Here is a 25626-nt window from a genome sequence, read left to right on the forward strand (position 1 = left end):
CAAAATTCAGCAGACGTGCGCCGGATCGTTACCGGGTCTGCTGGGCGGGCACCCCACGGGAGATCGGCTCGTCCTCGGCCGGCGTGCCGGCGGCGGCCACCGCGGCACCCGTGAGGGTCGCCAGCATCTCGCGGACGTTCGTCAGCTGAGCGTTGATGCTGTCGCGGCGGTTGGTGAGAGCCGCGAGCTCGCGCTCGGATTCCGAACGGATCCGGTCGGCCTTGGCGTTGGCGTCGGCCACGATGTCCTCGGCCTGGCGCTGAGCCGTCTCCACCGTCTGACGGGCACGGCGCTCGGCGTCGGTGCGCAGCTTCTCGGCCTCCAGGCGCAGCTGCTCCGCGCGGTGCTCGATCTCGGCCAGACGCTTCTCGGCCTTGGCCTGACGGGACGCCAGGTCGCGCTCGGACTGCTCGCGGCGCTTGGCGAGGTTCGTCTCGAAGTCGGCGGCGGCCTGCGCGGCCTTGGCGCGGGTCTCCTCGAAGAGGGCGTCGGCCTCCTCGCGCTTGGACTGCGCGTCCTTCTGCGCCTCAGCACGCAGCTGGGAGGCGTCGCTCTTGGCCTTCTCGACGATGCGAACGCCCTCGTCCTCGGCCTTGGCCTTGCGCTCCGCAGCGAACGATTCTGCGTCGTTGCGGACCTGCTGGGCCGCCGACTCGGCGAGCTCGCGGTGCTGCTCGGCGGCGCGGCGGGCCTCCTCGCGCAGATCCTTGGCCTCTTCCTCGGCGAGGCGGAGGATCTTCTCGACACGCGCGCCGAGACCGGCATACGACGGCTCTGCGTCGGTTACCTGGGCCTGGGCGTTCTGCGTTTCGAGATGGAGCTCCTCGATGCGCTTTTCCAGAGCGGTGATGCGGGCGAGAGCGCTGTCACGGTCGGAGACGAGCTTGGAGATCCGTTCGTCCACCTGAGCGCGGTCGTACCCACGCCGCACTAGCTCGAAGCCGTAGGGGGAAGTGTCGCTCATGGGGTTCCTGTCGAATGAGACCGGTGAGGTGATAAGTGGAATCCTAGGGGCCGAAGCGGTGTGTCATCGAGCGGATACGTGTTTGATCTGGAGAATGAGACCCCTTTTGAGTGGCTAACCGTCGGACGGCTTGCCAAAAACTTGGTCAAAGGCCCCAGGAGACACCGGAACCCGTCCCCTTCGCTAGCCGTCTGACGACTTGCCACCCGATCGGGGTGCTCCGACTGTCGCACCCGCCTTGACTCCGCCGTCCTTGCCGGCCGACGGCGCCTCGAAGGACTCCAGCGCCTCCAGGACGTCCTGCACCCGGGAGATCTCGGCGTTGATGTCCTCGCGGCGGCGCACCAGGACCTCCAGCTCGCGCTTGCCCTCCTCGACCGTGCGCCTGGCCTCGCGGATCGCCTCGGCCTTGAGCTCCTCGGCCTCCTTGATGAGGCTGGACCGCTTCTGCTCGGCCTCCTTCAGGAGCCCCTCGGCCTTCTTCACGGCGGCGATACGGACCTTGCCCGCCTCGGAGTTGGCCTCCGAGACCAGCTCCTTGGCCTTCGCCTGTGCCTTGGCCAGCTGCTCCTCGGCGGCCTTGATGAGGGCGTCACAGCGGTCGCCGGCCGACTTCATCGTCTCGGAGGACTCGCGGCGGGCCCGCTCGTGCAGGTCCTCGATCTCGGTCGTGATGCGGTCGCGCAGCTCCTCCGCGCGCTCCCGGATCGAGGTGGCGTCCCGGCGGGCGCCGACGAGCAGCTCGTCCGCGTCCGTACGGGCCTTCTCCACCATGGAGTTGCCCTCGACCGTCGCCTCGGAGACCAGCCGGTCGGCCTCCTTGCGGGCGGCGCCCACCATGGCGTCGGCCTGTCCCTCGGCGTCCGCGGTCGTCTTGTGCGCCTGCGCTTGCGCCTCGGTGAGCAGCTTGTCGGCCTCGGCCGTGGTCTCGGTGATGAGCTTGTCGACCTGCTCGGCCACGTCCTGGCGTCGCTTGCCGGCGTCCTTGCGGGCCTCGTCGAGGGTGCGCTCGGCCTCCTGGCGCGCGGCGGCGACCAGCCGCTCGGCCTCCGCAGCCGCCTCGGCCTTGACGCGCTCGGACTCGCTGCGGACCCGCTCGGCGTGCTGCTGGGCCGACCCCACGGTCTCGGCGGCCTCGGCGCGCAGCCGCTCCGCGTCCGACGAGGCGTCCCCGACCAGCTTCTCGGCCTTGGCGCGGGCCTCGGTACGCACCCGGTCGGCCTCGGCGACGGTCTCCGACTGGAGCCGCTCCGCCTCGTTGCGGGCCTCGGTGATCAGGGTGTCGGCCTGGGTCGCCGCGTCCGAACGGATCCGGTTGGCGTCCTCGCGGGCGTCCGCCCGGGTGCGGGACGCGGCCTGGTCGGCCTCGGCGATCTTGTCGGAGGCCTCGGTGCGGATCCGCTGGGCGTGCTCGGCGGCGTCCGACCGCAGCCGCTCGGCCTCGGCGATCGCCTCCCCGACGGTGCGCTCGGCGAGGGACTTGGCGGCCGCGGACTCCTCATTGGCCTCGCGCCGGACACGGCCGGCGTCCTCGCTGGCCCGCTCCCGCTCGGAGTAGGCGTCGGCGCGGACCCGGTCCGCCTCCTCCTGCGCCTCCCGGCGGGTACGGTCCGCCGCGTGCTCGGCGGCACTGCGCAGCCCGGTGATCTCCTCCTGGGCCTGCTCGTGCAGCCCGGTCACGGAGTCGCGGACCTGCTGGGCGTGCTGCTCGGCCGCCGACACCATCTCGGCGGCGCGCCGGTCGGCCTCCTCGACCAGCCGCACCGCCTCGGCCTGTGCCTCCTCCACCCGGTTGCGGGCGGAGGCCAGCAGCTCCTCGCTCTGCTCGCGGGCCCGCTCACGCTCCTGGTCGGCCTCTTGGCGGGCGGAGCCGAGGAGTTCCTCGGCCTCGCGGCGGCGCCGGGCGGCCTCCTCCTGGGCGGCGGTCAGCGTCTCGGACGCCTCCGTGGCCAGCCGCTCGGCCGCGGCCTGCGCCTCGGCACGCACCCGGTCGGCGGTGTCCTGCGCCTCCGACTTCAGCCGCTCGGCCTCGGCCGCGGCCTCCGACCGCAGCCGTACGGCGACGGCCTCGCCCTCGGCACGGGACGCGGACGCGTCCGACGCGGCCTCGGTGCGCAGCCGGTCGGCCTCCTCCTCGGCCTGCTGCTGCAGCGTGCGGATCCGCTCGGCGGCCTCGGTGCGCAGCCGGTCGGTCTCCTCGGCCGCCTCGCGCCGGATGCGGGAGGCCTCCTCGCGGGCGTCGGCGAGCGCCTGCTCGGCCGACGCGAGCCGCTGCTCGGCCTCGGTGTGAAGGCGGGTCAGCTCCTCGGCGGCCTCGGTGCGGCGGGCCTCTATGGCCTGCTCGGTCTCCTCGTGCAGCTCGCGCGCGGCGCGCTCGGCATCGGCCTTGATGCCCTCGGCCTGCTCGACGACCTCCTCGCGGTGCCGCTCGGCCTCCTGCCGGGTGCGCTGGAGGGTCTCCTCGGCCTGGCGGCGCAGCGTGGTGGCCCGCTCGATGGCCTCGGTGCGGACCTTCTCGCTGTCCGCCGTGGCCTTCTGGCGCAGCTCGTCGGCGTCCTGCCGGGACTTGGCCAGCAGTTCCTCGGCGGTCTTGGCCGCCTCCTCGATCTGCTGGACGGCCTCCTTGCGGGCCTCCGCGCGGATCTTCTCGCCCTCGGCGACCGCATCGGAGCGCAGCTGCTCGGCCTCGCCGCGCAGCCGACGGGCCTCCTCCTGCAGCTCGACCGTCTTGGCGCGGTACTCCTTGGTGTCGTCCTTCGCCGCGCCCTTGAGCTGCTCGGCGATGTCGTGCGCCTCACCGCGCAGCCGGTCCGCCTCGGCCTCGGCCTCGGAGCGGATCCGCTCGGCCTCCTCGGCGGCGGCCTTGGTGGTGTTCTTCGCGTCCTCCTGCGCACGGTTGAGGACGTCCTCGGCCGTCTTGGCCGCCTTGGACAGCTGGGTCGCGCTCTCCTCGGCGGTGATCGTGCGGGCCTTCTCGGCGGCCTCGGCAACGATCTTCTCGGCCTCAGCACGCGCGTCGGCGACGACCTGCTCGGCGTCCGACTTGGTGGACTCGGCCTCCTTGGTGGCCTCGCTGACCAGCCGGGCGACCTGCTCCTTCGCCGTACGCATGCGCTGTTCGTTGGCCGACTCGGCGCTCGCGAGCGTCTTCTCGGCGGCCGTCTTGGCCTCGGTGACCAGCTTCTCGGCCTCGGACTGCGCCTTGCGCAGCGCCTCCTCGGCCTCCGCCATGCGCTGCTCGGCGGCCCGGCTGAGCTCGGCGGCCTGCCGACGGGCGCTGTCGGACTCCGAGACGGTGGAGGTGCGCAGCTGCTCGGCGTGGTCGGTGGCCTCCTGGGCCTGGGTGGAGGCGGCGTTCAGCAGCCGCTCGGCGTCCGTGCGGGCGCGGCGCAGGATCTGCTCGGCCTCCGCGCGGGCCTCCTCGGCCGCACCGGTCAGGCGCTGCCGGGCCTCGCTGGTGAGCCGCTCGGCCTCGGTGCGCGCGGTCGCCATGGCCTGCTCGGCCTCCGCGCGCGACTCGTCGAGGAGGCGGCGGGCCTGGGACTCGGAACGGGCACGCAGCTGCTCCGCCCACGCCACGTTCTCGTTGACGTGCGACTCGACGGTCTGGCGGCGCTCGGCCAGCTCCTGGTCCAGCTGCTGGCGGCGGGTGACCGCCTCCTGGTGCAGCTCGGCCTGCAGCCGGGCGGCGTTCTCCGCGTGCTCCTGGAGGATGCGCTGGGTCTGCGCGCGGGCCTGGCTGAGCTCGCGCTCGGCCTCCTGGCGCAGCTGGTCCGCCTGGACCTGCGCGTTCCGCAGCAGCTGCTCGGCCTGGTAGCCGACGTCGCCGCCGTCGAAGGCGGGCCGGGACATGATGGTCCGCCGCGCCTCGTGCAGCTTGGCGCGCAGCACCTCGACCTGGTAGCCGAGGTCCTCGGCGTGCTGGATCGCCTTCTCCCGCTCGGTCTTCAGCCGATCCATCTCGGCCTCGAACCGAGAGAGGTGGTCGACGTCAGCCGCCGGCTCTCGCTCCTGGCGTTCGTAGCCCCGCACGGCGCGGTCCCATCCGTCCCCTGGTCGCAAGTCTCTCCATACGAGCACCGTCCATCCGCCGAACGGGGCCCCCGGGGAATGGTGTCAGATCAACGGCGGAGCACGGGCTGTTGCCCCACCCTCGTCCCCCGAAACCCGGACCCCGGACATGGCGGTCGCCCTGGAGAAAGCGGCGACCGGACCCAACCCTACCGGCCCATATGTACGAGGGTCAGTGCTCAGGTGACTCAACAGGCGCCGAAGTGACCAGTTCTGTCAGTACGCCATGGCAATCCTTTGGATGCAGGAAGGTGATTCGTGACCCCATGGAGCCGCGCCGGGGCTCTTCGTACAGAACGCGTACGCCCTTGTCCTTGATGTCGGCGGCGTCCCCGTCGACATCTGCCGTACCGAAAGCGATGTGGTGGACACCCTCGCCGTTCTTGTCGAGCCACTTCGCGACGGTGGAGTCGGGGCGCGTGGGCTCCAGGAGCTGCAGGTAGGAGGCGCCTCCGTCGGAGGTGTCGTTGATCTTGAGCATGGCCTCGCGGACGCCCTGCTCCTCGTTGACCTCGGAGTGGAACACCTCGAAGCCATAGGTGGCCCGGTAGAACTCGACGGTCTTGTCGAGATCGAAGCAGGCGATTCCGATGTGGTCGATTCGCGTCAGCATGTTGTTCAGTGGAGCGCTCCCGAGGTGGTTACGCAACGTGCGCGCGATCACACTGACGGGCCGGTGACGGCACGGAGTGCCACTCAGTACATTCGAAGTAAACCCTCGTTCACTCCTCGGCTGTCCAGCTGGAAGGGGATCGCACCTCATGTCTTCTGGAACTACCTCTGTGATCGTCGCGGGCGCGCGTACGCCCATGGGACGGTTGCTCGGTTCACTGAAGTCCTTCTCCGGAGCCGACCTCGGTGGCTTCGCGATCAAGGCCGCCCTCGACCGTGCGGGGATCGGTGGCGACCAGGTGCAGTACGTGATCATGGGCCAGGTGCTGCAGGCCGGCGCGGGCCAGATCCCGGCGCGCCAGGCCGCGGTCAAGGCCGGCATCCCGATGAACGTCCCGGCGCTCACCATCAACAAGGTGTGTCTGTCCGGCCTCGACGCCATCGCGCTCGCCGACCAGCTGATCCGCGCCGGCGAGTTCGACGTGGTCGTCGCGGGTGGCCAGGAGTCCATGACCAACGCCCCGCACCTGCTGCCGAAGTCCCGCGAGGGCTTCAAGTACGGCGCGGTGCAGATGATCGACGCCATGGCGTACGACGGTCTGACCGACTCCTTCGAGAACGTCGCCATGGGCGAGTCGACGGAGAAGCACAACACTCGCCTCGGCATTCAGCGCCCCGAGCAGGACGAGATCGCCGCCCTGTCCCACCAGCGTGCCGCCGCCGCGCAGAAGAACGGCCTCTTCGAGGCCGAGATCACCCCGGTCGAGATCCCGCAGCGCAAGGGTGAGCCGGTCCTCTTCAGCAAGGACGAGGGCATCCGCGCGGAGACCACCGCCGAGTCGCTGGGCAAGCTGCGCCCGGCGTTCTCGAAGGAGGGCACGATCACGGCGGGCTCGGCGTCGCAGATCTCGGACGGCGCGGCCGCGGTCGTCGTCATGAGCAAGGCCAAGGCGCAGGAGCTCGGCCTGGACTGGATCGCCGAGATCGGTGCGCACGGCAATGTCGCGGGCCCGGACAACAGCCTGCAGTCCCAGCCCTCCAACGCCATCCTGCACGCCCTGAAGAAGGAGGGCCTGGAGGTCTCCGACCTGGACCTGATCGAGATCAACGAGGCCTTCGCCGCCGTCGCGGTGCAGTCAATGAAGGACCTCGGCGTGTCCACGGAAAAGGTGAACGTCAACGGCGGAGCCATCGCCCTGGGTCACCCGATCGGCATGTCGGGCGCGCGCCTCGTGCTGCACCTGGCCCTGGAGCTGAAGCGCCGGGGCGGCGGGGTCGGCGCGGCCGCGCTGTGCGGTGGCGGCGGGCAGGGTGACGCACTCATCGTGCGGGTACCCAAGGCCTGAACCTGCTGTACGTGATCCTCGGAACGGAGCTGTGATGCAGGACGTCTCCACGCTGGTGGCCCAGGCCAGACAGGGGCGGCCCAGGGCGGTGGCCCGGCTGATCTCCCTGGTGGAGGGGGCGTCCCCGCAGTTGCGGGAGGTCATGGCGGCGTTGGCCCCGCTGACGGGCAACGCGTACGTGGTGGGGCTGACGGGATCGCCGGGTGTCGGCAAGTCGACATCCACGTCCGCGCTGGTGACCGCGTACCGCAACCAGGGCAAGCGGGTCGGCGTCCTGGCCGTCGACCCGTCGTCGCCCTTCTCGGGCGGCGCCCTGCTCGGCGACCGGGTGCGGATGTCGGACCACGCGTCCGACCCCGGTGTCTACATCCGCTCGATGGCGACGCGCGGCCACCTCGGCGGCCTGGCCTGGGCGGCCCCGCAGGCGATCCGGGTCCTGGACGCGGCCGGCTGCGACGTGATCCTGGTCGAGACGGTGGGCGTCGGCCAGTCGGAGGTGGAGATCGCCTCCCAGGCCGACACCTCCGTCGTCCTCCTCGCCCCCGGCATGGGCGACGGCATCCAGGCGGCGAAGGCCGGGATCCTGGAGATCGGCGATGTGTACGTCGTCAACAAGGCCGACCGCGACGGCGCCGACGTCACCGCCCGCGAGCTCAACCACATGCTCGGCCTCGGCGAGTCCCGCGGCCCCGGCGACTGGCGCCCGCCCATCGTCAAGACGGTCGCCGCCCGCGCCGAGGGCGTCGACGAGGTCCTGGAGGCCCTGGAGAAGCACCGGGCCTGGATGGAGGAGCGCGGCGTCCTCACCGAACGCCGCCGCGCCCGCGCCGCCCGCGAGGTCGAGGCCATCGCCGTCACCGCCCTCCGTGAACGCATCGCCGACCTGCACGGCAACCGACGGCTCGGGGCACTGGCGGAGAAGATCGTCGCCGGGGAACTGGACCCCTATCGGGCGGCGGACGAGCTGGTGGCGGGGCTGACGAACGGCTGACGCGACCTGCACGACCCCAAGAGGGGTACGCACGAGGGGTACGGGACATCCCGTACCCCTCGTGCGACGGGCTGACGTCAGTCGTCGTCGCCGTCGCGGTCGTCCTGACCGTCACGGTCGTCGTGGTCCTGGGTGACCTTGCCCGTCTTGAGGTCGACCTTCCACTCGCCCTTGGTGGTCTCGACGCTCCAGGCCGCGGGGGCGTCGTCGTCGAGGTCGACGTCGGTGACGGTGCCGTTGGCCGCGGCGGCCCGGGCGGCCTCGTGGGCGTCGATGCTCGCGCCCTTCAGGGCGGCGAGGTCCTCGCGGCCGTCGTTGTCGTCGTCGGCGTCGCGCTGGGCGCCGAGGACCTTGCCGTTGTCGGCGGAGACCCGGACGTCGTAGTCGGTGCCGTCGCCCTTGACGACGTTCACCTCCCAGGCGCCTGAGCCGTCGTCCTCCAGGTCGGCGGAGACGGCCGTGCCCGGCGTGTGCTTGAGCGCGGCCGCGATCGCGTCGGCGGCGGTCACCTTGGCGGTGCCGGCCGCCTCACGGACCTCGACGGTGTCGTCGTCCCGGGCGTCGGCGGCGTCCTCCGCCGCGTCCTGCGCGGTGTCGTCCCGGTCGTCGGCGACCCGCACGTTCGACTGCGGCTGCGTGGGTGCGCTCTCGTCGCCGCCCACCGCGTAGGCCGCGACGGTGCCGCCTCCGATCAGGGCAGCGGCGGCGACGGTGGCGATGACGATGTTGCGCTTCATGAGGGTTCCCTCCCGGTTTGCTGCGAATGCTTCGACGTGGATCAATCTGCCGAACCGACGCTGAGGAGAACCTGAAGCCCCCTGAAGAGATCTTCAGCTTCGTTTTGCCAGGCTGTACGCATGCGCCTGTTGATCGTGGAGGACGAGAAGCGGCTGGCCCTGTCGCTCGCCAAGGGGCTGACGGCCGAGGGATACGCCGTGGACGTCGTCCACGACGGCAGGGAGGGGCTGTACCGGGCCTCCGAGGGGTCGTACGACCTCGTGATCCTCGACATCATGCTGCCCGGCATGAACGGCTACCGCGTCTGCGCCGCCCTGCGCGCCGCCGGGCACGCCGTGCCGATCCTGATGCTCACCGCCAAGGACGGCGAGTACGACGAGGCCGAGGGGCTGGACACCGGCGCGGACGACTACCTCACCAAGCCGTTCTCGTACGTCGTCCTCGTCGCCCGTGTCAAGGCGCTGCTGCGGCGCGGCGGCCAGGGCGCCGGGGCTTCTCCCGTGCACGTCCACGGTGATCTGAAGGTGGACACCGCCGCCCGCCGGGTCTTCCTCGGCGACGACGAAGTGACCCTCACCGCCAAGGAGTTCTCGGTCCTGGAGCAGCTCGTGCTGCGGGCCGGCGAGGTGGTGTCCAAGTCCGAGATCCTGGAGCACGTCTGGGACTTCGCGTACGAGGGCGATCCGAACATCGTCGAGGTGTACGTCAGCACCCTGCGGCGCAAGCTGCGGGCCGGGCTCATCCGGACGGTGCGGGGCGCCGGGTACCGGCTGGAGAGAGCGGAGGCCTCGCGATGAGCGGCCGTCTGTTCGGTTCCGTCCGGTCCCGGGCGACGCTGGCCGCCACCCTCGTCGTCGCGGTGGCGCTGGTCGCGGCCGGGACCGCCGTACTGCTGTCGCTGCGGTCCAACCTGATCGGGCAGGCCGGTACGGAGGCGGAACGCACCGCACGGTCCGTCGCGACGGACGTCGCGCTCAAGAGGCCGGACGAGTCGCTGTCGGTGGACAACGACGAACCCGTGCAGATCGTCGACGAGAACGACAGGCTGCTCGCGGCCAGTGAGGATCTGGAGCGGATCAGCGGAACGGGCACCGACGCGGTGCGTCCGCAGCAGAAGCCTTCGCAGGGTGCCGCCTCGGGCGACTCCGACTCCGACTCCGGCGCCGGCTCCGACGACGCCGACGATTCGGACGAGGCCTCCTCCCTCGAACCGGGCGAGATCAGCGAGCACACCACCTTCACCAACGGCACCGCCACGCTCGACGGTGAGACCGACGACTACCGCTTCGCCGCCGTCCACGTCGAGGTCGAGGACCGGGGACGCCTCACGGTGTACGCGGGTGCCCCCCTCTCGGCCGAACAGAGCGCCGTCAAGACCGCGCTCACCGTCATGCTGATCGGCTTCCCGCTGCTGCTCGCCGTAGTGGCCGGCGTCACCTGGCTGGTCACCCGGCGCGCCCTGCGCCCGGTCGAGGGCATCCGAAGCGAGATGGCCGCCATCACGGCGTCCGAGGACCTCGCTCGTCGTGTCCCGGTGCCGGACACGCACGACGAGGTCGCCCACCTCGCGCTGACCACCAACGAGACGCTGGCGGCCCTGGAGACCTCCGTGGAACGCCAGCGCCGCTTCGTCGCCGACGCCTCCCACGAGCTGCGCAGCCCGATCGCGTCCCTGCGCACCCAGCTGGAAGTGGCCGCCGCGCACCCCGAGTTGCTGGACCTCGACGGCGCCGTGGAGGACACCGTACGGCTCCAGGGCCTCGCCGCCGACCTGCTGCTGCTCGCGCGTCTGGATGCGGGGGAGCGGCCCGGCGACACACGGTTCGACCTCGGCTCGCTGGCCCGGGAGGAGGCCGAGGGGCGGGCGAACGTGACAGTGGCGGCGGACGCCGTGCCGGTGGCCGGGTCGCGCGGGCAGCTGGGGCGGGTGCTCACCAACCTGCTGGACAACGCCCAGCGGCATGCCCGCTCGGCGGTCACGGTGACCGTCCGGCGGGACGACGACGAGGAGGGCGTCTGGGCCGTCGCGGCCGTCGCCGACGACGGGGACGGGGTGGCCGAGGCGGACCGGGAGCGGATCTTCGAGCGGTTCGTCCGGCTCGACGAGGCCCGCAGCCGCGACGACGGCGGCGCCGGGCTGGGCCTGGCCATCGCCCGCGACGTCGCCGTACGGCATGGCGGCACGCTCACCGTGGACCGGGCACCGGCGGGCGGAGCCCTGTTCGAGCTCCGCCTGCCGCTAGCTCGCTAGGCGCCGGATCCGCGTGGGTTACGGGCGGCCGCGCTGGCCGCGGAGGTGTTCCGCGATCGGCTTGAGGCCCTTGTCGAGCTCCGTCAGGGCCTCGGGGGACAGCAGGTCGATGAAGTGCCTCCGCACGGACGACACATGGTGGGGCGCGACCTTCTGCATCGTCTCCATGCCGTGGTCGGTGAGGACCGCGTAGAGCCCGCGACGGTCGGACTCGCAGTTCTCACGGCGGACCAGGTTCGCGTTCTCCATCCGTGTGATCTGGTGCGAGAGGCGGCTCTTGGACTGGAGGGTGGCGGAGGCGAGGTCACTCATCCGCATCCGTACGTCCTCCGACTCGGAGAGATTCACCAGGATCTCGTAGTCGTTCATTGTCAGGCCGAACGGCTGCAGGTCCCTTTCGAGCTGGTACGTCAACAGCCTGTTGACCTCCAGGTGGGTGCGCCAGGCGCACTGCTCCGCATCGGTCAGCCAGCGCGTGGCCGTCTCGGTCTCCATGAATGAAGTCTACCTAAGAAGTTGAAAGGCGAACTAGTGAGGGTTTTCTATGACACGACCGTGTGAACTCTGTGTGCTCACACGTTCGATGTCACACTCCGCAGACTACCGCTCACAGCCCGAAGCGACGCTGGAGGTCTCCCAGCTGTCCGGGAAGGCGCGGTACACCAGCCATTTGTGAAGGGCCTGTGTGTGTGCCGCCGGAACCGGGTACTCCGGCGTCCGGCGGAAGCGCCCCCGTGGCCTGCTCGGCCATGAGGGTCTCGGTCGACTGGAGCAGCACCGTGCCGGCTCCGGCGAACTCGAACTGATGCTCCTCTCCGGAGGCCCCTCCGAGGCCCGTAAGTGCACGTAGACCGCCCATTACGCCGGTCATGTAGCCATGGTCGTAGTGGTGGCACGGCGACGGGCAGTCGGCCCAGCCGACGAGTGCCTGCGGGTCCACCCGGATCGGGGGTTCCATGAACACCACCGGACCGTTAGATGCAGCCACGAACTTTCCGGTTCCGATGAGGGTCAGAAAACCCGGCACAATCGATTGCTTGAGCGCGAGACTTGGCTGAAAAGCGAGCAGGTTGCCGGAGCGAATGGTCAGGTTGCCGTCGTCGAGGTCGTACGAATTGACGTCGAACGCCCGGTCGGCCAGCAGCATCTTCCCGGAGCCGTCCGCCACGACCCAGTCGCTCGCGTGCAGTGGCGAATGAAAGGACGTACGGACAAGACGGTCGAGTCGCCCGTGCCCGATGCCGTTGAACTCCATCGAGCCGTAGTAGGCGATCATCTTCCCCTTCTGCAGGAACCACTGGCTTCCCTTGAGTTCCACGCAGAAGGTGTAGGCGTTGACGTTGTCGTCGGAGGGCAGGGTCATGGGGTCGTGCACGGTGGGACCCCCGGCCGGGTAGTGACTCACAGCTTCTCCTCCGACGCCTGGACGTACACCGCACCGTTGCCGCTGAGCTCCAGCTGGAAGGCCTCGCCGGAGCCGCGGCCCACCATGTCGCGCCAGCCGAGGGCGGTGGACAGCTTGTTGCGTACGTCACCGTGGTGGGCGACGTAGGCCTGGGGGTCGACATGGACGGGGCGCTGCGGGGTGATCGGGATCTCGAAGACGCCACCGTGCGCCATGACCGCGACCGCCCCGTGCCCCTTGAGGGTCGTCGTGAACAGCCCCTGCCCGCTGACCTGGCCGCGGACCATGCCCATGACCCCGCCCTGTGAGCCGAGGAACATCGTGCCCTGCTGGAGCGTGCCCTCGAAGGCGAGGAGGCGGTCCGCCTCGACGCACAGGGTGTCGCCGGCGAGGTTGATCACCTGGACGTGGTGGCCGCCGTGCCCGAACAGCACGGTGCCGCTGCCCTCGACGGTCATCAGCGGGGTGTCCTCGTTCGCCACCCGGCGCCCGATCATCGACATGATGCCGCCCTGGCCGCCGCCCATGTTGGGGGTGAAGGACACCTCGCCCTTGTAGGCGAGCATCGCGCCGCGCTGACTGAACAGCCTCTGGCCGGGCATGACGGTCGCCTCGACCATCTTGGAGTTGATCTCGCGAAAGCCCATGTCACACGTCCCCCGCGATCGTGTTCCGCTCGCTCGGCTGTACGTACACCAGCCCGTCCCCCTCGAAGCGGATCTGGAAGGCCTCGCCGCCACCCTCGCCCATGAGCGTGCGGAACGTCACACCGGACTGGAAGGACTGCCGCAGGTTTCCCTGGTGGGCCACATACGCCCCCGGGTCCACTGTCAGCGGGAACTGCTGGCTGACCCGCAGCACCACGGCCGGTCCGTCCGACATGATCGCCGCCTGCCCGTGCCCCTCGATGGTGGTCGTGAACAGCCCGTTGCCCTGCGATGCGCCGCGCATCCCCGTGAAGGAGGTGCCGGTGCGCAGCCCGCCGTCGGTCGCGAGCAGGTTGCTCGACTCGACGTAGAGCTTGTCGCCCTGGAGGCTCACGAGGTTGATCTCGGAGGCGCGGTCCGCGAACCAGCACGTCCCGTGCCCCTTCACCTCCATCAACGTCATCTGCTCGCCGGTGAGGCGCCGGGTCACCATGCCCCGCAGGCCCTCACCGCCGCCGCTCATCTTCTTGAAGGTCATCTGCCCGTCGTACGCGACCATTGAGCCGTTCTTCGCCTTCACGGCATCCCCGGTCATGTCGACGGCGAGCACCTTGCTGCCCTGAAGTCGGAACATCGCCACGCAGCGAAGGTAGCCGCAGGTGCCTGCGGCCAACAGATCCTGTAGGTGGACTTCACCCCTGACGCGACCCCGAGCCACATCCTCCCTCCGGTGTTTGCCACAATGGGCGAGTCTTTGTGCTTGTGTTCACAAGCTGATCCGAGCCGACCGACGTCACTCCCGCCGAACCCCACCGAAGGTGACCTGTGGACATCAAGACCGCCACCGCCCTCCGCCGCCTCCGTCTCGTCTCGGCCCCCGAGGCGGTGTCGTTCCTGCTGCTGCTCGTCTGTTCGGTGCTGAAGCGGACCACGGACTTCAACGCGGTGCCCGCGATGGGCATGATCCACGGTGTTCTCTTCATCCTGTACGTGATCTTCTGGGCGGACGCCTGGAACCGCACCAGGTGGCCCCTGAAGACCGCGGCGCTCTACTTCGTTCTCTCCGTCCTGCCGACCGGCGGCTTCTTCGCCGACCGCAAGCTGCGGCGTGAGGCCGAGGACGCCGTCATCGCCGCCCGCGCCCGCCGGGAAGGAAAGGTCAACGCATGATCGTCGCCTTTTCCGTGACGCCGCTCGGCGTCGGCGAGGACGTGGGGGAGTACGTCGCCGACGCCGTCCGGGTCGTCCGTGAGTCGGGCCTGCCCAACCGCACCGACGCGATGTTCACCTCCGTCGAGGGCGACAGCTGGGACGAGGTCATGGACGTCGTCAAGCGCGCCGTCGCCGCCGTGGAGGAGCGTGCCCCGCGGGTGTCGCTGGTGCTCAAGGCCGACATCCGGCCGGGCGTGACGGACGGTCTCACCTCCAAGGTGGAGACCGTGGAGCGGCATCTGGCCGAGTAGGCAGCGACGCGCAGGGGCGGACGTACGACTTCCGTACGTCCGCCCCTGCGCGTTTTTCGTGCCCAACTCCCGTCGGCGGACGGGCACTTCGGCGTGCCCGTCGGCCGCGCCCGGGCGCTCGGCCCGGTCGCGAGGAGGAGTCAAGTCGCCGCTCACGCAGGCGCATTCCGGTGCGTCCGGTCGGCGGTTCCCTCAATTGGCCCGCATGGCTCGCGGACCCCAGGGCCCTGACCCACGATGAAGGCTCAGGGCCGAAACCCGCGTTCGTGCTGGTGGACGGGGACGGCCGCCGCCTTGCTCCCGCGAAGGAAGGGTCTGTCGGATGACCACTTCGCCCTACACATCCCAGTCGGCGTTCGACGGCTCCAGGATGCGCGTCACCCTTCTGGTCGACCTCCAGGAAGGCGCCCAGCAACAGTTCCTCGACGCGTACGAGTACATGCGCGACCGAGTCGCGTCGGTCCCCGGCCATCTCGGTGACCAGCTGTGCCAGTCCGTGGAAAACCCGTCCCAGTGGCTCATCACGAGCGAGTGGGAGACCGCTGTGCCGTACCTCGCCTGGGTGAGCAGTGAAGAGCACATCGAGACGGTCAAGCCCCTGCAGAGCTGCGTCCGCGACCTCCGGTCGATGCGTTACGGCATCGTCCGCGAGACCGGCGGCGCCCGCCCGGGCACCGGCGGACTCCAGACGGCCGCACGGGTCGGCGACGGCGTCACGCGGCACGCCCTGACCTTCACCGTCAAACCCGGCTCCGAGTCCAAGGTCGCGGAGATCCTCGCCGGATACGCCCCGCCCCAGGCCCGCGTCGACGACTCCACACGGCTGCGCCGGACCACCCTGTTCATGCACGGCAACCGGGTCGTGCGCACCGTCGAGGTGGAGGGCGACCTGATGGCGGCCCTGCGCCACGTCTCGCGCCAGCCCGAGGTGCGGGCCGTCGAGGAGGCCCTCAACCCGCATCTGGAACTGCGCAGGGATCTGTCCGACCCCGAGTCCGCGCGGGCCTTCTTCACCCGTGCCGCGATGCCGCCCGTCCACCATGCGGCACGCGGCGGACCCGAGCCGGACGACATCACCCGGCACGCCCTGTACTACCCGGCACGCAAGGGCTGCGGCATGGCCCTGGCCCGGCTGCTCTCCCTGCAGGACGAGGCCGCGCTGGCCGACCCGGCCGGCCCCGTGCACCGCAGCACCGTCTTCCAGCGCGAGGACATCGTCGTCCGCCTCATCGACGTACGGGGTGATCCCGAGACCGACCCGGTCATGGCGCTCGGCATCCATGGCCCGAGGAAGCCCGCCGTGCTGGCCCGTCTGCTCGACGGCGCCGCACTCGGACTGGCGGGACCGCTCACCGGCGAGCGGGACGCGAACCGCCTCCTGGCACACGCCGACATGATCCCGATCACCGACCGCAGGGCCGCGCAGTCCTGACCCCGCGACACCGGCCTGATCCGCCGGACAGGACCGAGCCGAGGGACCACCCCCCATCGAACGACCTGGAGACAGACCATGGACAAGATGCGCCCGCGCGTCGTGGACATCCGAGAGATCGAGCCCAACCGCAAGCGCGGTGGTGACCTGCGCACTCTGCTCACCCCCGTCACGGTGGGGGCCACGAGCGGGTTCATGGGCCTGGCCATCATGCGGCCCGGCGAACGCATCAGCGAGCACTACCACCCGTACTCCGAGGAGTTCGTGTACGTCGTCGAGGGCCGGCTGGAGGTCGACCTGGATGGAGAAACGTTTTCTCTGCGCTCCGACCAGGGCCTGATGATCCCCATCGACATGCGGCACCGCTTCCGCAACGTCGGTGACGAGGAGGCCCGCATGGTCTTCCACCTGGGTCCCCTCGCGCCGAACCCGAAGCTCGGCCACGTGGACACCGAGGCCCCGGAGATCGGCGACGACGTCACGGCGTACCCGCTCGTCCAGGAGGAGGGCGGGCAGCACGAACGACCGGGGGTCCTGTCATGACCCGGCGGGTGGCGGTCACCGGCATAGGCGTGGTCGCTCCGGGAGGAATCGGGGTACCCGCGTTCTGGGACCTCCTCGCGAGCGGCCGTACCGCGACACGAGGCATCACGCTGTTCGACCCCGAGGGCCTGCGGTCCCGGATAGCCGCCGAGTGCGACTTCGACCCGCTCGCCCACGGACTCGACCCCGAGCAGGTCGAACGCTCCGACCGGTACATCCAGTTCGCCCAGGTCGCCGCGCAGGAGGCGGTGGCCGACAGCGGGGTCGACTTCGCCGCCGAGAACCCCTGGCGGGTGGCCGTTTCCCTGGGCAGCGCGGTGGGCGGCACGACCCGGCTCGAACACGACTACGTCCTGGTCAGCGGGCGTGGGCAGCGCTGGGACGTCGACCATCGCGCCGCCGAGCCCGACCTGCACCGGGCGTTCTCGCCGAGCACCCTCGCGGCGGACGTCGCCGAACGGTTCGGGGCGAGGGGCCCGGTGCAGACCGTCTCCACCGGCTGCACCTCCGGGCTCGACGCGGTGGGCTACGCCTTCCAGACCATCGAGGACGGCCGCGCCGACGTCTGCCTGGCCGGGGCCTCGGACTCGCCGATCTCCCCGATCACCATGGCCTGCTTCGACGCCATCAAGGCCACCTCGCCCAACAACGACGACCCGGAGCACGCCTCCCGGCCCTTCGACGCCCATCGCGACGGATTCGTCATGGGCGAGGGCGCCGCCGTCCTCGTACTGGAGGAACTGGAGCACGCACGCGCGCGTGGCGCGCACGTCTACTGCGAGATCGGCGGCTACGCCACCTTCGGCAACGCCTACCACATGACCGGGCTCACCAGTGAGGGACTGGAGATGGCCCGGGCCATCGACCTCGCGCTCGACCACGCGCGCGTGAACCCCACCGACATCGACTACGTCAACGCGCACGGCTCGGGCACCCGGCAGAACGACCGGCACGAGACCGCCGCGGTCAAGAAGTCCCTGGGCGCCCACGCCTACGACACGCCCATGAGCTCGATCAAGTCCATGGTGGGTCACTCGCTCGGCGCGATCGGCGCCATCGAGGTCGTCGCCTGCGTCCTCGCCCTGGCCCGCCAAGTGGTCCCGCCGACGGCGAACTACGAGACCCCGGACCCCGAGTGCGACCTGGACTACGTCCCGCGCACCGCACGCCCGCGCAGGCTCGACAACGTGCTCTCCGTGGGCAGCGGCTTCGGCGGTTTCCAGTCCGCGGTCCTTCTGACGGGGCCGGCAGGGAGGAATCGATGAGTGGTAGTGGCATACGCACCCGACACACGGCCGTCACCGGCATCGGCGTGGTCGCGCCCAACGGCCTGCACCAGGACACGTACTGGAAGTCCGTCAAGGAGGGCACCTGCGTCCTGGACCGAATAACCAGGGAGGGCTGCGAGCACCTCCCGCTCCGAGTCGCCGGCGAGGTCCGCGGCTTCGACCCGTCGGCGCTCATCGAGGAGACCTTCCTCGTCCAGACCGACAAGTTCACCCACTTCGCCCTGGCCGCCGCCGACGCCGCCCTGCAGGACGCGGGGCTGAGCAGCACCGCCGCCGACTCGCCGTACTCCGTGGGCGTGGTCACCGCGGCCGGATCCGGCGGCGGCGAGTTCGGCCAGCGTGAACTGCAGAAACTGTGGGGGAAGGGATCCCGGTTCGTCGGGCCCTACCAGTCCATCGCCTGGTTCTACGCCGCCAGCACCGGCCAGATCTCCATCCGCAAGGGCTTCAAGGGACCCTGCGGAGTGGTGGCCAGCGACGAGGCCGGCGGCCTGGACGCCGTCGCACACGCGGCCGGGGCCGTGCGCCGGGGCACCGACGTGGTCGTCGTGGGGGCCGCCGAGGCGCCGCTCGCCCCGTACTCGGGGGTCTGCCAGCTCGGCTACCCCGAACTCAGCACCGTCGCCGATCCGGCCCGCGCCTACCGCCCCTTCACCTCCGCGGCCTGCGGTTTCGTGCCCGCCGAGGGCGGTGCCGTGCTGGTGGTCGAGGACCAGGAGCGGGCACAGCGCCGTGCCGCGGTCGTCCGGGCCATCGTGGCGGGACACGCCGCCACCTTCACCGGCGCCTCGCGCTGGGACCTGTCCCGGGAAGGGCTCGCCCACGCCATAAAGGGCGCCCTCGACGAGGCCGGCTGCGCGCCGGAGGAGATAGACGTCGTCTTCGCCGACGCGATGGGGACACCGGAGGCGGACCGCGCCGAGGCCCTCGCCCTCGCCGACGCCCTCGGCCGGCACGGCACCCGAGTGCCCGTCACCGCCCCCAAGACCGGCATCGGACGGGCCTACTGCGGGGCGCCCCTGCTGGACATCGTGGCCGCCGTGCTGGCCATGGAACACGGGCAGATCCCCCCGACGCCCGGCGTCTTCGACATCTGCCACGACATCGACCTGGTGACCTCCACGGCACGCCCGGCAGAGCTCCGTACGGCCCTCGTCCTCAGCCGGGGACTCATGGGCTCCAACTCGGCTCTCGTGCTCCGCCGGGGCCCCGCGACCAGCGTCTAGAACGGCTGCCGCCCGGTCGACGCCGTGCACGGGCGCCGGCCCGGCGGCACCACCTCCGTACCAGGTAATCCGTACCAAGTAAGGCAAGGAGAACCCGTATGACCACCGAAATCACCCAAGTGACCGTCGAGGAGCTGGCCACGCTGATGAAGACGGCCGCCGGCGTGACCGTCGACCCGCACGACCTCGTCGGCCGGGCCAACACCCCCTTCGCCGAGTTCGGGCTGGACTCGCTCGGCCTCCTCGGCATCGTGGGCGAGCTGGAGAACCGGCACGGCCGGGCGCTGCCCACCGACGCGGAGCGCTGCAAGAGCCCCCGCGCCTTCCTCGAACTCGTCAACGGCGCACTCACGACAGGAGCATGAGGTGGCAGGACACACCGAGAACGAGATCACCATCGCCGCACCCGTCGATCTCGTCTGGGACATGACGAACGACCTGGACCGATGGCCGAAGCTGTTCAGCGAGTACGCCTCCTGCGAGGTGCTGTCCCGCGAGGGCGACGCGGTCACCTTCCGGCTGACCATGCACCCCGACGAGAACGGCAAGGTGTGGAGCTGGGTCTCGGAGCGGATCGCCGACCGCGAGAAGCTCGTCGTCCGCGCCCGCAGGATCGAGACCGGTCCGTTCGAGTACATGAACATCGTGTGGGAGTACGAGGAGACTCCCGAGGGCACCCGGATGCACTGGACGCAGGACTTCGCCATGAAGCCCGACGCCCCGGTCGACGACGCCTGGATGACGGACAACATCAACCGCAACTCGCCCATCCAGATGGCCCTCATCCGTGACCGCATCGAGGAGGTCTCGTGCACCACGCCCTGATCGTCGCCAGGATGGCCCCGCACTCGGCACAGGACATCGCCGGCGTCTTCGCCGACTCCGACCGCGGCGAACTCCCGCACCTCGTCGGGGTCACCCAGCGCTCCCTGTTCCAGTACGGCGATGTGTACATGCACTTCATCGAGGCCGAGCAGGACCCGGGCCCCGCCATCGCGAAGGTGGCCGGGCACCCCGACTTCGTCGACATCAGCAAGAGGCTCGAAGCGTTCGTCAGCCCCTACGACCCTCAGACCTGGCGCAGTCCCAAGGACGCGATGGCGCGGTGCTTCTACCGCTGGGAGAGGAACTGAACGAAGAAGGCCGCCGCCCGTGCTGACGAAGCGCGGGCGGCGGCCTCTCGTACGGCTGCTTCGCTCAGCCGGTCACAGCCGGGCCAGCGCCGGCATCAGGCGCAGCGCGTTCTCCCGGTTGATGTCCTGGAGCTGCTGCTCCGAGAGGCAGGCGTCGCCGTCCAGCGCCGGCATCACGCTGTCGGCGATCACATGGGCCGGGGTGGGCGGCCAGTCCGTGCCGAACAGGATGCGGCCGGGGTCCACCGTCGCCAGCAGGGTGGGGGTGGCCGAGGGGGACATCGGGCCCGCCGTGTCGAAGTAGAACCGGTGCAGGTAGTCACGGACCCGGCCGGGCTCGATCCCCGGGGTGAGCCGTCCGCCGAAGAGTTCGAGCCGGGTGGCCATGTAGGGGAGGAAGCCCCCGCCGTGCGGGAGGATGAAGCTGAGGTTCGGATAGCGGTCCAGCGTGCCGTTCCTGATGAGGTTGATGGCCGCTCGGGTGGTGTCCATCAGGAAGTCGCACACGAAGGGCGGCATGCCCGGCAGCCCCGTCCCGTCCTTACCGGCCGGCACCTCCATGGGGTGCGTACTGATCACGGCGGACCGGTCGTTCAGCTCCTGGAGCAGCCGGTCGTGCGACTCGTCCCCGAGGACCGCGCCCTCCACGCTCGTTCGCGTGCTCACCCCGATGGCACCGAGTTCGTCGAGGCCGTGCCGGACGCTCCACGCGGAGAGCTCCAGGTCGTCGAGGAACACGGGCGTGAAGAAGGCGAACCGCTCGGGGTTGCTCTCCACGACGTCGGCGGCGGCCCGCAGCGCGACCCGGGCGCTCTCCTGGCGCTGGGCCCGCTCCCGGAACCGGCCGAGCATGGCGACGGTCATGACGGAGGTGCCGATGCCCGCCTTGTCCATGACCTCAAGCGCCGAGTTCAGGTCCCAGCGCGTCCACCAGGGCAGTTTCTCGCGGTCGACCACGCCTTGTTGCTCCGCCCAGTCCAGCCAGTCGGGGGCGGTGAAGTGGTGGTGGACGTCGATGCGTCCGGCAAGGGTCATAACAGCGTCCTCGGTGTGGGGGGTTCAGCAGGGGAGGGCAGGCGTTCAGTCGCGGCAGAGCAGGGTCTGCAGCACGTTCGTCAGGACGCGGTCGGCGTCCGGCATCGCGGCGTCCGCCCGCCAGGCGACGAAACCGTCGGGGCGTACCAGGACGGCACCGTCCTCGGCCGTGCCGTGCAGCTCCGCCCAGTCGGCGTCCCGTTCGGGGGCGAGGTCGTGATCGGGGCCCGTGCCCACGAGATAGGCCTTGACGGGGACGCCCAGGTTCAGCGAGGCCTTCTCCACGGCGGACCGCCACTTCTGCCCCCCGGACCCGGCGAGCAGCACGAAGGAACGCTCGTACAGGTCGAGCGTGGAGATCCGGGTGCCTTCCCTGGTGACCCACATGTGCGGTGCCCGGCTCCCCGGCTCGCCGCCCAGCTGGAAGGCGTCGGGGACGATCGGACGCTCCGGCGGGGCGCCCACCACGGCGTTCGACGCGTACCGGTAGCAGAGGGAGACGGTCATCAGGTCGGCCGGGTCGTTGTTGCGTCCCGCGGCGGGACTGAATCCCGGGTGCTGCTCGTCGGCCGCCTGGACGCACGCGCGTGTGCCGGTCGCGAGGGCGACGGGCCTGCGCTCGCGCTCGTAGGTGTCGAGCAGCGGCAGCCCGGCCCAGCCGCGCAGCACCGAGGCCAGCTTCCAGGCGAGGTTGTGGGCGTCCTGGATGCCGGTGTTGGAGCCGAACGCCCCGGTGGGCGGCATCTCGTGGGCCGAGTCGCCGGCCAGGAACACCCGGCCCTCGCCGTAGCTGTCCGCGACCCGCTTCGAGGCGTGCCAGGGCGCCCGGCCCGTGATCTCGACGTCGAGGTCCGTGACACCGACGGCGGCGCGGATATGGGCCGCCAGCCGCTCGTCGGTGAAGTCCTCCAGGGTCTCGCCCCGGTCGGGATACCAGGGCACGTGGATCACCCAGCGCTCGGCGTTGTCCACCGGCAGCAGCGCGCCCTCACCCCGCGGGTCGGTGACGTAGCAGACGACGAACGGCCTCTCTCCCACGTGGTTCTTCAGCGTCCTGCTCCGGAACGTGACGCTGACGTTGTGGAACAGCTCGCCCGGCCCCGACTGCCCGATCCCCAGTTGACGGCGGACGGGGCTGCGGGGGCCGTCGGCGGCCACCAGGAAGCCGGCGTTCACGGTGTACGTCTCACCGGTGTCCCGGCGCATGATCCGGGCCTGGACGCCCTCGCCGTCCTGTGTGAAGGAGATCAGCTCCGAGTTGAAGCGGATGTCGGCACCCTGCTGCCGGGCGTAGTCCACCAGCACGGGTTCGAGATCGCACTGACTGCACAGGCACCAGTCCGAGGAGCTGACCCGGGAGGTGTCCATGCCGCCGGCGATGTCCCCGACGATCCAGCGGCGCTCCTTCCCGGTGAGTCGGTCCACCTGGAGAATGCCGTCGTTGCCGGCGAGCACACCGGCCGCGCCGCGAATGCGTGACTCCAGACCGGCGGTCCGGAAAATCTCCATGGTGCGCACATTGTTGCCCCGGCCACGCGGGTGCGTCGATGTGTCGGCGTGCCGCTCCACGAGCATGTGCTCAATTCCGAGGCGCCCCAGGAAAACCGAAGTGGAAAGACCCACCAGGGATCCGCCGACGATGAGAACTGGTACAGATTCCGCTTCGTGTCCACTCACGTCGACGATGCTTACCAGGTAGGCCTCCCGCCCACACGTCATACGCCGACCCGACCCGTATGGCGCAGTGCCGTTTGCGGCGTGCCGGTGCCCGGGAAACGGTGGCTCTGACCGACGGAATCCGACCGCCGGAATCCACGCCTACCCGGGGACAGCCATGACCCAAGCGTTCGCATCCGAGGAATCCGAGGCACTGTCGTCCGAAGAGGCCGCGGCCGCGGCCTCTTCGTGCAGCCGGGAGTTCCGCGCCAACCCGCATCCGGTGTACGCCGCGCTCCGGGAATCGGCGCCCGTGTGCCCCCTGACGCCGCCCCACGGCGTCGAGACGTACCTGATCACCCGGTACGACGACGCGCGCGCCGCGCTGGCCGACCCGCGACTGAGCAAGGACATGTACGGCGCCATCGACGCCTACCACCGAATCTTCGGTGACTCGTCGATCGCGCTCGACGACAACATGCTCTTCTCGGACCCGCCGAAGCACACCAGGCTCCGCAGGATCGTCGGCAACACATTCACCCCGAAAAGAGTGGAATCACTGCGGGCGCGCGTGCAGCAGATCACCGAAGACCTGCTGGACGAATGTCCGACGTCGGAGCCGTTCAATCTTCTCCCGGAGTTCTGCTTCCCGCTTCCGATGCAAGTGATCTGTGAACTCCTGGGCGTCCCGGAAAACGAACGCAAACAGGCGCAGGAATGGTCGGCGACCGTCGCACAGACCGGTTTCGGACCGGAGGCGCGAAAAGCGCTGGAAATCGCCGAGGGAAATCTGCGCGAGTATCTCGTGGACCTGTGCGCGCGGAAACGCACGGAGCCGGACTCGGGCCTGCTCAGTGCCCTCGTCACGGCCCAGGACCAGGAAGGCGCGCTCACCGACCACGAACTGGTGTCGACGGCCTGGGTACTCCTCTTCGCGGGCCACAAGTCGACCGCGTACCAGATCGGCAACGGCGTCTTCCACCTGCTCAGCCGTCCGGACCAGAAGGCGCTGGCACTGCGTGACACGGCCGGCATGACCGCGGCCATCGAGGAGATTCTCCGGTTCGAGACCTCCGTGGAGAACTCCACGTTCCGCTGGGCGAAGGAGGACATCGTCCTCCGCGACCAGCTCATCCCCAAGGGTGCGCTCGTCCAGATCTCGATCACCGGCGCGAACCGCGACCCGGAGGTGTTCGACGACCCCAACGAGATGGACATCCAGCGCCCCAACGTCCAGGCCATGCATCTCGCCTTCGGCTACGGCCCGCACTACTGCGTCGGCGCCCCGCTGGCCCGGCTGGAGATGCAGCTCGCCCTCGGCACGCTGTTCGCCCGGCACCCCCGGATGACCCTGGCCGTCGCGCCGGAGGAAGCGCGCTGGATGACCGTGCCGTTCCCCGCCTTCCGCGGTCTGGCGGAACTGCCCGTCGTCCTCGACCCGTCCTGACGGGAGCGTCATGGAACGCGTACGCGTCATCCGGCTGCTCCACGTCCGGGACGGCTGGGAGGCGGACTTCGTGGAGTCCTACCAGGGCGTGCGCGACCGCGCCCTGAACTTCCCCGGCCACCTCGGCGAACAACTGTGCCGCTCCCTCGACAACCCCGCCCAGTGGCTGCTCACCAGCGAGTGGGACAGCCTGGAGTCCGTCCAGCAGTGGCGGACCGACCCGGACCACCGGACCCTGGTCGAGCCGATGAACGCCTGTCTGCACGACGAGCGGTGGACGGCGGTCTTCCAGGTCAGGGAGACGGCGGGCACATAGCGCCGGAAAAGCAGATCGTCGTAGGGCGATGGACCGAAAGGCGAGACGGGGCTGACCAGCATGTGACCGGCCGGTAGTGTCGGTTCCGTGCCGAAGCCGCTCAGTCTTCCCTTCGATCCCATCGCCCGCGCCGACGAACTCTGGAAGCAGCGCTGGGGCAGCGTGCCGTCCATGGCCGCCATCACCTCGATCATGCGCGCACACCAGATCCTGCTCGCCGAGGTCGACGCGGTGGTCAAGCCGTACGGGCTGACGTTCGCGCGCTACGAGGCCCTGGTGCTGCTCAACTTCTCCAAGGCCGGCGAACTGCCGATGTCCAAGATCGGCGAACGCCTGATGGTGCACCCGACGTCGGTGACGAACACCGTGGACCGGCTGGTCAGGTCGGGCCTGGTCGACAAGCGGCCCAACCCCAACGACGGGCGCGGCACGCTCGCCTCCATCACCGACAAGGGCCGCGAGGTCGTCGAGGCGGCCACCAGCGACCTGATGGCGATGGACTTCGGACTCGGGGCCTACGACGCCGAGGAGTGCGCGGAGATCTTCGCGATGCTGCGCCCGCTGCGGGTGGCGGCACACGACTTCGAGGAGAGCTGACCTCGGGCAACGGCGAGCCGGGGCCCGGGGCAAGATCTCCCGGAACGGGTGGTTACGCTCGTACGCATGAAGAAGAGCGTCCTGACTCGCTACCGGGTGATGGCCTACGTCACCGCCGTCATGCTGCTCGTGCTGTGCACCTGCATGGTGTTCAAGTACGGCTTCGACACGGGCGAGGACCTCACCTTCGCCGTCTCGCAGGTCCACGGCTTCCTCTACATCATCTACCTGGTCTTCGCCTTCGACCTCGGCTCCAAGGCCAAGTGGCCGTTCGGCAAGCTGCTGTGGGTGCTGCTCTCCGGGACGATCCCGTTCGCCGCGTTCTTCGTCGAGCGCAGGGTCACCCGCACGGTCGAGCCCCTGATCGGCGAGCCCGCCCCGGCCGTCGCCAAGGCCTGACCCTCACCGCCGTACGGCTGCGTGCGGCGGTTTCCCATCGACGCTTACTAGGACGTCCTAGTAAA

General features: G+C 70.2%; 27 protein-coding genes. 17 read left to right on the forward strand and 10 right to left on the reverse strand.

The window, feature by feature from the left end:
• Nucleotides 1-28: 28 nt before the first annotated feature.
• The 3 genes from POF73_RS29770 to mce all read right to left on the reverse strand — a co-directional run bounded on the left by POF73_RS29770 (nt 29) and on the right by mce (nt 5648).
• The gene (locus tag POF73_RS29770; protein ID WP_126395108.1) at nt 29-964 is read right to left on the reverse strand and encodes a cellulose-binding protein; all 936 of its coding nucleotides are present in this window, start codon (nt 962-964) and stop codon (nt 29-31) included.
• Nucleotides 965-1147: 183 nt separating this feature from the next.
• Nucleotides 1148-4996, reverse strand: a complete 3849-nt coding sequence (scy, locus tag POF73_RS29775) for a polarized growth protein Scy (RefSeq protein WP_272121730.1) — start codon at nt 4994-4996, stop codon at nt 1148-1150.
• Between the two features lie 211 nt (nt 4997-5207).
• Nucleotides 5208-5648: a methylmalonyl-CoA epimerase gene (gene mce, locus POF73_RS29780; protein WP_048582912.1), complete on the reverse strand. Its 441-nt coding sequence runs from the start codon at nt 5646-5648 to the stop codon at nt 5208-5210.
• A 148-nt stretch (nt 5649-5796) separates the two neighbouring features.
• Between mce and POF73_RS29785 the strand changes: the two genes are divergently transcribed.
• Entirely contained in the window at nt 5797-6993 is a 1197-nt protein-coding gene (locus tag POF73_RS29785; RefSeq protein ID WP_272121629.1) for an acetyl-CoA C-acetyltransferase, read from the forward strand.
• A 34-nt stretch (nt 6994-7027) separates the two neighbouring features.
• The gene (gene meaB / locus POF73_RS29790) at nt 7028-7984 is read left to right on the forward strand and encodes a methylmalonyl Co-A mutase-associated GTPase MeaB (protein WP_272121631.1); all 957 of its coding nucleotides are present in this window, start codon (nt 7028-7030) and stop codon (nt 7982-7984) included.
• Between the two features lie 77 nt (nt 7985-8061).
• Here the strand turns inward: meaB and POF73_RS29795 are convergent, their stop codons facing one another.
• Nucleotides 8062-8721, reverse strand: coding sequence for a PepSY domain-containing protein (locus POF73_RS29795; protein WP_272121635.1), 660 nt, complete (start codon nt 8719-8721; stop codon nt 8062-8064).
• Nucleotides 8722-8841: 120 nt separating this feature from the next.
• Between POF73_RS29795 and POF73_RS29800 the strand changes: the two genes are divergently transcribed.
• Nucleotides 8842-9519: a response regulator transcription factor gene (locus POF73_RS29800; RefSeq protein WP_272121637.1), complete on the forward strand. Its 678-nt coding sequence runs from the start codon at nt 8842-8844 to the stop codon at nt 9517-9519.
• Entirely contained in the window at nt 9516-10973 is a 1458-nt protein-coding gene (locus POF73_RS29805; RefSeq protein ID WP_272121639.1) for a sensor histidine kinase, read from the forward strand. The genes POF73_RS29800 and POF73_RS29805 overlap by 4 nt, the downstream gene beginning before the upstream one ends.
• Before the next feature lie 18 nt (nt 10974-10991).
• On the opposite strand, the gene POF73_RS29810 is transcribed toward POF73_RS29805, so the two are convergent.
• From POF73_RS29810 to POF73_RS29825, 4 genes are all read right to left on the reverse strand, one after another.
• Entirely contained in the window at nt 10992-11468 is a 477-nt protein-coding gene (locus POF73_RS29810) for a MarR family winged helix-turn-helix transcriptional regulator (protein ID WP_272121641.1), read from the reverse strand.
• A 112-nt stretch (nt 11469-11580) separates the two neighbouring features.
• The gene (locus POF73_RS29815; RefSeq protein ID WP_272121643.1) at nt 11581-12378 is read right to left on the reverse strand and encodes an AIM24 family protein; all 798 of its coding nucleotides are present in this window, start codon (nt 12376-12378) and stop codon (nt 11581-11583) included.
• Entirely contained in the window at nt 12375-13025 is a 651-nt protein-coding gene (locus POF73_RS29820) for an AIM24 family protein (protein WP_272121646.1), read from the reverse strand. Before POF73_RS29820 ends, POF73_RS29815 begins: the two co-directional genes overlap by 4 nt.
• Before the next feature lies 1 nt (nt 13026).
• On the reverse strand, nt 13027-13659 hold the full coding sequence (locus tag POF73_RS29825) for an AIM24 family protein (RefSeq protein WP_272121732.1): 633 nt from the start codon (nt 13657-13659) through the stop codon (nt 13027-13029).
• Nucleotides 13660-13850: 191 nt separating this feature from the next.
• Between POF73_RS29825 and POF73_RS29830 the strand changes: the two genes are divergently transcribed.
• The 9 genes from POF73_RS29830 (at nt 13851) to POF73_RS29870 (ending at nt 20111) form a co-directional block, all read left to right on the forward strand.
• Nucleotides 13851-14195, forward strand: a complete 345-nt coding sequence (locus POF73_RS29830) for a DUF3817 domain-containing protein (RefSeq protein ID WP_272121648.1) — start codon at nt 13851-13853, stop codon at nt 14193-14195.
• The gene (locus tag POF73_RS29835) at nt 14192-14488 is read left to right on the forward strand and encodes an MTH1187 family thiamine-binding protein (RefSeq protein WP_272121650.1); all 297 of its coding nucleotides are present in this window, start codon (nt 14192-14194) and stop codon (nt 14486-14488) included. The genes POF73_RS29830 and POF73_RS29835 overlap by 4 nt, the downstream gene beginning before the upstream one ends.
• A gap of 322 nt (nt 14489-14810) precedes the next feature.
• Entirely contained in the window at nt 14811-15920 is a 1110-nt protein-coding gene (locus POF73_RS29840) for a SchA/CurD-like domain-containing protein (RefSeq protein WP_272121652.1), read from the forward strand.
• Between the two features lie 78 nt (nt 15921-15998).
• Complete coding sequence (locus POF73_RS29845) at nt 15999-16463, forward strand: cupin domain-containing protein (RefSeq protein ID WP_272121654.1); 465 nt, start codon at nt 15999-16001, stop codon at nt 16461-16463.
• Nucleotides 16460-17728: a beta-ketoacyl-[acyl-carrier-protein] synthase family protein gene (locus tag POF73_RS29850; RefSeq protein WP_272121656.1), complete on the forward strand. Its 1269-nt coding sequence runs from the start codon at nt 16460-16462 to the stop codon at nt 17726-17728. Before POF73_RS29845 ends, POF73_RS29850 begins: the two co-directional genes overlap by 4 nt.
• Nucleotides 17725-18978 carry a ketosynthase chain-length factor gene (locus POF73_RS29855; RefSeq protein ID WP_272121658.1) on the forward strand — a complete coding sequence of 418 codons (1254 nt, stop codon included), beginning with the start codon at nt 17725-17727 and terminating at the stop codon, nt 18976-18978. The genes POF73_RS29850 and POF73_RS29855 overlap by 4 nt, the downstream gene beginning before the upstream one ends.
• A 98-nt stretch (nt 18979-19076) precedes the next feature.
• Entirely contained in the window at nt 19077-19343 is a 267-nt protein-coding gene (locus tag POF73_RS29860) for an acyl carrier protein (RefSeq protein ID WP_272121660.1), read from the forward strand.
• A 1-nt stretch (nt 19344) separates the two neighbouring features.
• Nucleotides 19345-19803 carry an SRPBCC family protein gene (locus POF73_RS29865; protein ID WP_272121662.1) on the forward strand — a complete coding sequence of 153 codons (459 nt, stop codon included), beginning with the start codon at nt 19345-19347 and terminating at the stop codon, nt 19801-19803.
• Nucleotides 19788-20111 (forward strand): TcmI family type II polyketide cyclase, encoded by a 324-nt coding sequence (locus tag POF73_RS29870; RefSeq protein WP_272121663.1) that lies wholly within the window; start codon nt 19788-19790, stop codon nt 20109-20111. Before POF73_RS29865 ends, POF73_RS29870 begins: the two co-directional genes overlap by 16 nt.
• Before the next feature lie 72 nt (nt 20112-20183).
• Here the strand turns inward: POF73_RS29870 and POF73_RS29875 are convergent, their stop codons facing one another.
• A complete protein-coding gene (locus POF73_RS29875) occupies nt 20184-21146 on the reverse strand; it encodes an amidohydrolase family protein (RefSeq protein WP_272121666.1) in 963 nt (320 codons plus the stop codon).
• A gap of 45 nt (nt 21147-21191) precedes the next feature.
• Nucleotides 21192-22865, reverse strand: coding sequence for an FAD-dependent oxidoreductase (locus tag POF73_RS29880; RefSeq protein ID WP_272121668.1), 1674 nt, complete (start codon nt 22863-22865; stop codon nt 21192-21194).
• A 115-nt stretch (nt 22866-22980) separates the two neighbouring features.
• Here POF73_RS29880 and POF73_RS29885 point away from each other — a divergent pair, with 115 nt between their 5' ends.
• From POF73_RS29885 to POF73_RS29900, 4 genes are all read left to right on the forward strand, one after another.
• Nucleotides 22981-24249: a cytochrome P450 family protein gene (locus tag POF73_RS29885; RefSeq protein ID WP_272121670.1), complete on the forward strand. Its 1269-nt coding sequence runs from the start codon at nt 22981-22983 to the stop codon at nt 24247-24249.
• Between the two features lie 10 nt (nt 24250-24259).
• Nucleotides 24260-24565 (forward strand): antibiotic biosynthesis monooxygenase family protein, encoded by a 306-nt coding sequence (locus POF73_RS29890; RefSeq protein WP_272121672.1) that lies wholly within the window; start codon nt 24260-24262, stop codon nt 24563-24565.
• A gap of 87 nt (nt 24566-24652) precedes the next feature.
• A complete protein-coding gene (locus POF73_RS29895; RefSeq protein WP_272121674.1) occupies nt 24653-25162 on the forward strand; it encodes a MarR family winged helix-turn-helix transcriptional regulator in 510 nt (169 codons plus the stop codon).
• Nucleotides 25163-25228: 66 nt separating this feature from the next.
• The gene (locus POF73_RS29900; RefSeq protein ID WP_272121676.1) at nt 25229-25561 is read left to right on the forward strand and encodes a DUF3817 domain-containing protein; all 333 of its coding nucleotides are present in this window, start codon (nt 25229-25231) and stop codon (nt 25559-25561) included.
• Nucleotides 25562-25626: the final 65 nt, after the last annotated feature.

It is taken from the genome of Streptomyces sp. HD (assembly GCF_028369295.1).
In the GTDB taxonomy this organism is placed as follows: domain Bacteria; phylum Actinomycetota; class Actinomycetes; order Streptomycetales; family Streptomycetaceae; genus Streptomyces.

What these genes read in the sequence shown, in the direction of transcription:
- POF73_RS29880 (WP_272121668.1), bottom strand. Translation starts at nt 22,865, where the DNA reads ATGACGTGTGGGCGGGAGGCCTACCTGGTAAGCATCGTCGACGTGAGT.
- POF73_RS29855 (WP_272121658.1), top strand. Translation starts at nt 17,725, where the DNA reads ATGAGTGGTAGTGGCATACGCACCCGACACACGGCCGTCACCGGCATC.
- POF73_RS29850 (WP_272121656.1), top strand. Translation starts at nt 16,460, where the DNA reads ATGACCCGGCGGGTGGCGGTCACCGGCATAGGCGTGGTCGCTCCGGGA.
- POF73_RS29825 (WP_272121732.1), bottom strand. Translation starts at nt 13,659, where the DNA reads ATGTTCCGACTTCAGGGCAGCAAGGTGCTCGCCGTCGACATGACCGGG.
- meaB (WP_272121631.1), top strand. Translation starts at nt 7,028, where the DNA reads ATGCAGGACGTCTCCACGCTGGTGGCCCAGGCCAGACAGGGGCGGCCC.
- mce (WP_048582912.1), bottom strand. Translation starts at nt 5,648, where the DNA reads ATGCTGACGCGAATCGACCACATCGGAATCGCCTGCTTCGATCTCGAC.
- POF73_RS29860 (WP_272121660.1), top strand. Translation starts at nt 19,077, where the DNA reads ATGACCACCGAAATCACCCAAGTGACCGTCGAGGAGCTGGCCACGCTG.
- POF73_RS29900 (WP_272121676.1), top strand. Translation starts at nt 25,229, where the DNA reads ATGAAGAAGAGCGTCCTGACTCGCTACCGGGTGATGGCCTACGTCACC.
- POF73_RS29835 (WP_272121650.1), top strand. Translation starts at nt 14,192, where the DNA reads ATGATCGTCGCCTTTTCCGTGACGCCGCTCGGCGTCGGCGAGGACGTG.
- POF73_RS29840 (WP_272121652.1), top strand. Translation starts at nt 14,811, where the DNA reads ATGACCACTTCGCCCTACACATCCCAGTCGGCGTTCGACGGCTCCAGG.
- POF73_RS29800 (WP_272121637.1), top strand. Translation starts at nt 8,842, where the DNA reads ATGCGCCTGTTGATCGTGGAGGACGAGAAGCGGCTGGCCCTGTCGCTC.
- POF73_RS29845 (WP_272121654.1), top strand. Translation starts at nt 15,999, where the DNA reads ATGGACAAGATGCGCCCGCGCGTCGTGGACATCCGAGAGATCGAGCCC.
- POF73_RS29875 (WP_272121666.1), bottom strand. Translation starts at nt 21,146, where the DNA reads ATGACCCTTGCCGGACGCATCGACGTCCACCACCACTTCACCGCCCCC.
- POF73_RS29795 (WP_272121635.1), bottom strand. Translation starts at nt 8,721, where the DNA reads ATGAAGCGCAACATCGTCATCGCCACCGTCGCCGCCGCTGCCCTGATC.
- POF73_RS29885 (WP_272121670.1), top strand. Translation starts at nt 22,981, where the DNA reads ATGACCCAAGCGTTCGCATCCGAGGAATCCGAGGCACTGTCGTCCGAA.
- POF73_RS29785 (WP_272121629.1), top strand. Translation starts at nt 5,797, where the DNA reads ATGTCTTCTGGAACTACCTCTGTGATCGTCGCGGGCGCGCGTACGCCC.
- POF73_RS29770 (WP_126395108.1), bottom strand. Translation starts at nt 964, where the DNA reads ATGAGCGACACTTCCCCCTACGGCTTCGAGCTAGTGCGGCGTGGGTAC.
- POF73_RS29805 (WP_272121639.1), top strand. Translation starts at nt 9,516, where the DNA reads ATGAGCGGCCGTCTGTTCGGTTCCGTCCGGTCCCGGGCGACGCTGGCC.
- POF73_RS29890 (WP_272121672.1), top strand. Translation starts at nt 24,260, where the DNA reads ATGGAACGCGTACGCGTCATCCGGCTGCTCCACGTCCGGGACGGCTGG.
- POF73_RS29810 (WP_272121641.1), bottom strand. Translation starts at nt 11,468, where the DNA reads ATGGAGACCGAGACGGCCACGCGCTGGCTGACCGATGCGGAGCAGTGC.
- POF73_RS29820 (WP_272121646.1), bottom strand. Translation starts at nt 13,025, where the DNA reads ATGGGCTTTCGCGAGATCAACTCCAAGATGGTCGAGGCGACCGTCATG.